General features: G+C 61.8%; 5 protein-coding genes. 1 reads left to right on the top strand and 4 read right to left on the bottom strand.

Translation table 11 applies throughout. The annotated features are described in order from the left end of the window. From G4O04_00310 to G4O04_00300, 3 genes are all read right to left on the bottom strand, one after another. Positions 1 to 334 (bottom strand): hypothetical protein (locus G4O04_00310; GenBank protein ID HEY56994.1); only part of this gene is annotated, 334 nt, incomplete at its 3' end. Then, positions 334 to 1,758, bottom strand: coding sequence for an FAD-binding oxidoreductase (locus G4O04_00305; protein ID HEY56993.1), 1,425 nt, complete (start codon positions 1,756 to 1,758; stop codon positions 334 to 336). The genes G4O04_00310 and G4O04_00305, both read right to left, overlap by 1 nt. Before the next feature lie 125 nt (positions 1,759 to 1,883). Next, positions 1,884 to 2,645, bottom strand: coding sequence for an SDR family NAD(P)-dependent oxidoreductase (locus G4O04_00300; GenBank protein ID HEY56992.1), 762 nt, complete (start codon positions 2,643 to 2,645; stop codon positions 1,884 to 1,886). A 261-nt stretch (positions 2,646 to 2,906) separates the two neighbouring features. Between G4O04_00300 and clpB the strand changes: the two genes are divergently transcribed. Next, positions 2,907 to 5,504, top strand: coding sequence for an ATP-dependent chaperone ClpB (gene clpB / locus G4O04_00295; GenBank protein ID HEY56991.1), 2,598 nt, complete (start codon positions 2,907 to 2,909; stop codon positions 5,502 to 5,504). Positions 5,505 to 5,566: 62 nt separating this feature from the next. Here clpB and G4O04_00290 read toward each other — a convergent pair whose 3' ends face one another. Next, complete coding sequence (locus G4O04_00290; GenBank protein ID HEY56990.1) at positions 5,567 to 6,097, bottom strand: hypothetical protein; 531 nt, start codon at positions 6,095 to 6,097, stop codon at positions 5,567 to 5,569. Positions 6,098 to 6,225: the final 128 nt, after the last annotated feature.

The following is a 6,225-nucleotide window of genomic DNA, read 5'->3' as shown; positions in this document are numbered from 1 at the left end:
TCTTATCGGAAAATCCTTCGCCATCAATCACCACAATACCTGGGATAGGCCAGTGCTTCATGTCTTCTAAAGTGATCGCGATCTTTTCCTCGGCCGTTCCCGGCGTCGATTGATATTTGCACTCGATACCAAGCACCTTTTCGCTGCCAGGTTTGCGCAATACCACATCGATCCGGCGTTGAGCGCCCCAGATACGACGGGCTACCTTGACCTCTGTTTTCGCTTCTAACCCCAGTTTGTGAGCCAATTCGACAACTCTGTCCCGCAGTTCATGCCCCTTGGATGTCTTGGCGCCTCCTGGCATGACCTCCTCCTTGGTAGTGACTAAAAACATTATACCTTAACCTTGTTCTTCAGCGGCCTCAGCACCCGGCGGTACAGGTCGGGCTGAAGCACTTCATCGGGATCCCAGTGGGCTTTGATGGCGAAGAAGCGCTTGAGGGCTTCCTGGCCCAGGTAAGCAGCCGCATGTTGGGGAACCAGGGTGGCGTCCTTGGCGAAGTAGAACCGGCCACCGGCGTCCAACACCATCCGGTCCAGCGTTGTCGCCAGTTCCAGCAGGCGGCGGCGGTTACGGGCTGTGACCTTGAAGTCCATGGCGAAGGAAAAGCCATCCAGGGCATGGGTGAACAGATAGTCATCGGGCCGGTGGCGTTTGATGACCCCTAAAAAGGTCGGCAGTCGAAAGCGTTGGGTGGTTTCCAGCAGGGCGGCGAAGGTGCTTTCGGCCCGCTCTTTGGGCACGAAGCATTGATATTGAATCAGTCCACCAGGTCCGTAAGCCCGCTCCCAGTTGGGCACATAGTCCAGTAGAAAGTTGAAGGCCACATGGGGCTGGCGGTAGACCTTGTGGTGGCCCAGGGTGCGTGAGGCCCAGAATTTGGCCGTGTTGGTGGCCCACAGGCCCAGGTTGTTCATGAAGGGCCGCATGAACATCCACAGCACACTCTTGGGGACAAAGAGAATGGTCTCGGGAAGCACCTGATGCTGGCGGCTCAGGGTGCGCCCGGGGGCAGGGTCTTCACCAGGTTCCAGATAGCGGGCCAGGTGAATCTGGCTGCGGCCTAGTTGGCGGCCTTGAGCGGTGCTGTCCACCCAGGCCACCAGGTAGTCCCAGGTCTCCTTGGCCTCGTCCAGTTCGCGTAGGGTGGTGCCCAGGTCGGGCGTGGCGAAGGCCTTGACCAGCAGGTCGCCGGAGTGCACGCGGTGCAGTTGCAGGGTGGCCCGGGTGATGATGCCTAAGGTGCCCATGCTGCTGACCAGGGCCTTGAAGTCGGAGTCGTCGGGCGTGAGGGTGACCTCCTCGCCGTTGGGCAGCAGGGCGGTGAGTTGGGTCACATGGTCGCCGAAAGTGCCGGCGCGCCAGTTGTTCTTGCCGTGCACATTGGCGGCCAGGCAGCCGCCCACCGTGGGGAACATGGTGCCGGGCACCACGGCCGGCCACCAGCCGTCTTCCAGCGTATATTCCCAAAGGCGCTGGATGGTCACACCTGGCTCGACGGTGATAACCCCTTGGGTAGGGTCGTAGTCCAACACACGGTTCATTCGGATCAGGTCGAGGACGATATGCCCGGAGGCCATGTGGGGATCGCCATAACTGCGACCTGCGCCGCGCAGCGCCATTCGTATCCCCTGTCGCCGGGCGAAGTTCAGCAACTCGGCGATTTGTTCCACATGGGTGGGGCGGAACACGTAGCCCGGCGTGCGGATGGAGTGGCCGAAATTCTCTACCGAGCGTAAGCGATCAAAGGGCAGCATGGCTGGGTTCCTGGATGGGGGATTGAGGGATTGGGGGGATTAAGGGAACTGAGGTAACCGAGGCACCTGAGGGATTTGGAACTTCAATCCCCTAATTCCCTCAGTTGCCCCAAATCCCTTCCCCCTCAAAACCTCAACCGCCGGAAGATAAAGGAAGGGATGTGCTGAATTACCAACATCAACCAGCGCCAGCGGGCCGGGGTGTAGATGACCTGTTTTTTCTTGCGCAAGGCTTTGGTAATGTCGGCCGCGGCTTTTTCGGGAGAGATGACCCAGAAGGCCGCTCCCCCGGCCTGTTGCAACATGGGGGTGTCCACAAATCCCGGCTTGACGGTGAGCACATGCACGCCGTGGCGGCTGAGGCGATTGCGCAGGCTTTCCAGGTAGTTGGTCAGGCCGGCCTTGCTGGCCTGGTAGGTCGGGTTTTTCACCCGGCCGCGGTCGCCCGCCACCGAGGAGAGGCCTACGATGTGGCCTTGGCCCTGGGTTTGGAAGTAGGCGGCCGCTTGTCCCAGCCAGGCCACTGCGCCTAGCAGGTTGACCTCCAGCATGGGGCGATCCTTGGTGAAGTCGTATTCGTCTTCCGCCACGGGATGCAGCACGCCGGCGGTGTAGATCACCGCATCAATGCGCTCCATCTCGGCGAGAATGCGGCGAAACATCTCGGGTACCGCCGCGTAATCGGTCACATCATGGGGATAAACGCGGGCCGCCTCTTCGCTATGAAGGTCGCGGATGGCCTGGGCCACCTCGTTCAACGCCGCCTCGTTGCGCGCCACCAGCGCCACCCGATAGCCTTCGTCGGCCAGTTGCCGGGCCAGCGCCGCCCCGATGCCCGACGACGCGCCAACGATCACCGCCACGGGAGAGGGTATCAACGCGTTCATGGGAAGCACCTGCCCCTTGTGAAGGATGTCTCTATTGTATCATTTCGATGTTTATCCTTTTCTTATGCCTTGTTGACACTCGATTAACATTTGTGGATTACATTGATAACGCCAAAATCGACTTCTACCCAGGGGGTGGCACCGTATTTGGAGTATGGGCGGCACCCGGAGGGTCCGCTGGGTTCAGGCCCAAGGGAGGCGGCCCCCTTTAGAGAGAAGCGCCATCCCCTGATTGAAATTTTGTTCCAAGGAGAGGAAAGCATGAACCTGGAGAAGTACACGCAAAAATCGCGAGAGGCGTTGTTCGCCGCTCAGCGTTTGGCGCAAGAATACAACCATCAGGCCATTGAGCCCGCCCATCTGCTGCTGGCGCTGTTGCAGCAGGACGAGGGTGTGGTGCCGGCCATCGTCAAGCAGGTGGCCGGGAGCACCGAGGCCTTGCGCCGAGAGGTGCAGGAGGATTTGGAACGGCGCCCCAAGGTGTACGGCGCCAATGTGGAGGTGGGCCTGGCCCGGCCCACAGCTGAGGTGTTGCAGGCCGCCGAGCGCTACGCGCGCGGGATGCAAGACGAGTATGTCTCGACGGAGCATTTGCTGTTGGGGCTCACGGAGAGCGTTGAAGCCAGGCGTTTGGAGCGCTATGGCCTGACCAAGGACGCTACCCTCAAGGCGCTGGCCGCCATCCGTGGCACGCAGCGGGTGACTTCGGAGAACCCGGAGGCCACTTACCAGGCCCTGGAGAAGTACGGGCGTGACCTGACGGCGTTGGCCCGCCAGGGCAAACTGGACCCGGTCATCGGGCGCGATGAGGAAATCCGTCGCGTGATTCAGATTTTGAGCCGTCGCACCAAGAACAACCCGGCGCTCATCGGCGACCCCGGCGTGGGCAAGACTGCCATCGTCGAGGGTCTGGCCCAACGCATCGTCAACGGTGATGTGCCCGAAGGTTTGAAGCACAAGCGCATTGTGCAGTTGGATATGGGGGCCCTCATCGCCGGGGCCAAGTACCGGGGTGAGTTCGAGGAGCGCCTGAAGGCGGTGCTCAAAGAGGTCACCGACGCGGCCGGTGAAATCATCCTGTTCGTCGACGAGATGCACACGGTGGTGGGCGCCGGCGCGGCCGAGGGCGCAATGGATGCGGGCAACATGCTCAAGCCCATGCTGGCCCGCGGCGAATTGCACATGATCGGCGCCACCACGGTGGACGAGTACCGCAAGTATGTGGAAAAGGACCCGGCTCTGGAACGGCGCTTCCAGCCGGTCTATGTGGACGAGCCCAGCGTGGAGGAGACTATCAGCATTCTGCGCGGGCTGAAGGAGCGCTATGAGGTGCACCACGGCGTGCGCATCACCGATGCCGCGGTCATCGCAGCCGCCACGCTGAGTCATCGTTACATCCCCGATCGGCGGCTGCCTGATAAGGCCATCGACCTGATCGACGAGGCGGCGGCTCGCCTGCGCACCGAGATTGACTCCAAGCCGCGCGAACTGGACGAGATTGACCGCCAGATTTTGCAGTTGGAGATCGAACGCGAGGCGCTGAAGAAGGAGCGTGACAAAGCTTCTAAGGAACGGCTGAAGAAACTGGAGGAGGAATTAGCCGACCTGCGCGAGAAGGCCCAGGCCCTGCGCGCCCGCTGGCAGGCGGAGAAGCAGGCCATCGAAGAACTGCATCGCATCAAAGAGCAGATCGAGGAAACCCGTATCGAAATCGAGCAGGCCGAGCGCCAGGCCGATCTGGAGAAGGTCGCCCGACTGCGCTATGGCGTGCTGCGCGAGTTGGAGGAGAAACTGGCCGAGCAGGAGCGCAAACTGAAGGAACTGCAAAAAGACGGCGCCCTGCTCAAGGAAGAGGTGGACGCCGAGGAGATCGCCGCGGTGGTCTCCGAATGGACGGGTATCCCGGTTTCGCGGTTGTTCGAGGGCGAACGGGAGAAGTTGCTCCACATGGAAGAGCGCCTGCATCAGCGGGTGGTGGGCCAAGACGAGGCCATCCGCGTGGTGGCCAATGCTGTGCGTCGAGCCCGCGCCGGTTTGCAGGACCCCAATCGCCCCATCGGTTCCTTCATCTTCCTCGGCCCGACCGGCGTAGGCAAGACCGAATTGGCCCGTGCGCTGGCCGAGTTCCTCTTCGACGACGAGCGGGCCATGGTGCGCATTGACATGAGCGAGTATCAGGAGAAGCACACCGTCTCGCGGCTCATCGGCGCGCCGCCTGGCTATGTGGGCCATGAGGAAGGCGGCCAGTTGACCGAGGCTGTGCGCCGCCGCCCTTACAGCGTGGTGCTCTTCGATGAAATCGAGAAGGCCCATCCCGAGGTGTTCAATGTGCTGCTCCAGTTACTGGACGACGGACGGCTCACCGACGGCAAGGGCCGCACGGTGGACTTCCGTAACACGGTGATCATCATGACCAGCAACCTGGGCAACGAGTTGTGGATGAACCTGGGCGACGGTCACCGGGCGCCCACCCGTGAGGAAATCCAGCGGGTGCTCCAGCGACACTTCCGCCCCGAATTCCTCAACCGCATCGACGAAATCGTGGTCTTCCACCCGCTCACCAAGGAACACCTGGTGCAGATTGTGGATATCCAACTGCGGCGGGTGGCCGAGCGGCTGGCCGAGCAAGGCTATCGCTTGGAGGTCACCGAGGCGGCCAAGGAATACCTGGCCGAGGTGGGCTACGACCCGGACTACGGTGCGCGGCCCCTCAAGCGGGCCATCCAGCGCGAGTTGCTGGACCCGCTGGCCCTCAAAGTGCTGGCCGGCGAGTTCCACGAGGGCGATACCATCCGCGTGGACCGCGGCCCCGAGGGCCTAACCTTTGCTGCGGTGGCCGAAGCCGAGGTCGTGGCCTGAGATACCATGCTTACCATGACGGCCTGACAGATGCGCCCCATCTGTCAGGCCGTTATTTTTGCCTACGGCAACGGCTCGGCGCCCAGAGTGGCGCAGTCGTTCAGGAAGGCGCCGGCCGTGGCCTCGGTGAAGGCCTCTCCGCCGATGCGGTAGATCCACATGATGAACTCGGTGGGCTGACCCTTGTTGAAGCGGCATCCCCCCATACGGTCCTCTGTGGGACAAGGATTGGTGATGTAGGTGGCCCCCGGTGCGCTGCATTGCAAAGCCATGGTTTGCGGGGTCCAGTAGTCACCCCAGTAATCCAGGCAGGTGCTGGCTTCCAGGATGTCCACACAGGCCCCCTGGGGTTTGATGTAAATGTCGATGACCTCCTCGGTGAGGGCGATGGTCATCACCACGGAGGGCAGCGTTTCTGGGGTGGGTTCGGCGGTCATCACCACGGGGGTCAGGATTATTTCTATGGGTTCCTGGGTGACCACCACCGGGGAGAGTTCGACCTCGGCGGTGTTCTCCTGCGCGAGGTGCCAAAAGGTGAGGATGGCCGTGGTAAGGGCCACGGTCACGGCCCAACCGATGGTTTTGCCTTTCATGGTCCGCTCCTTTGGAGAGGCCCCCTCCGCACAGCGACACTTTCATCTTACACCATTTTCCCCCAGGAGGGGGGCTCAGCGGCGGTTTTGTTGTATAATCTCACCGCACCCGAACACCCCACCCAGGA

The organism is Anaerolineae bacterium (assembly GCA_011176535.1).
Classification (GTDB): Bacteria; Chloroflexota; Anaerolineae; order Anaerolineales; family DRMV01; genus DUEP01.
The sequence above is the reverse complement of the archived record's forward strand: the minus strand, read 5'-3'. Positions and strand labels throughout refer to the sequence as shown.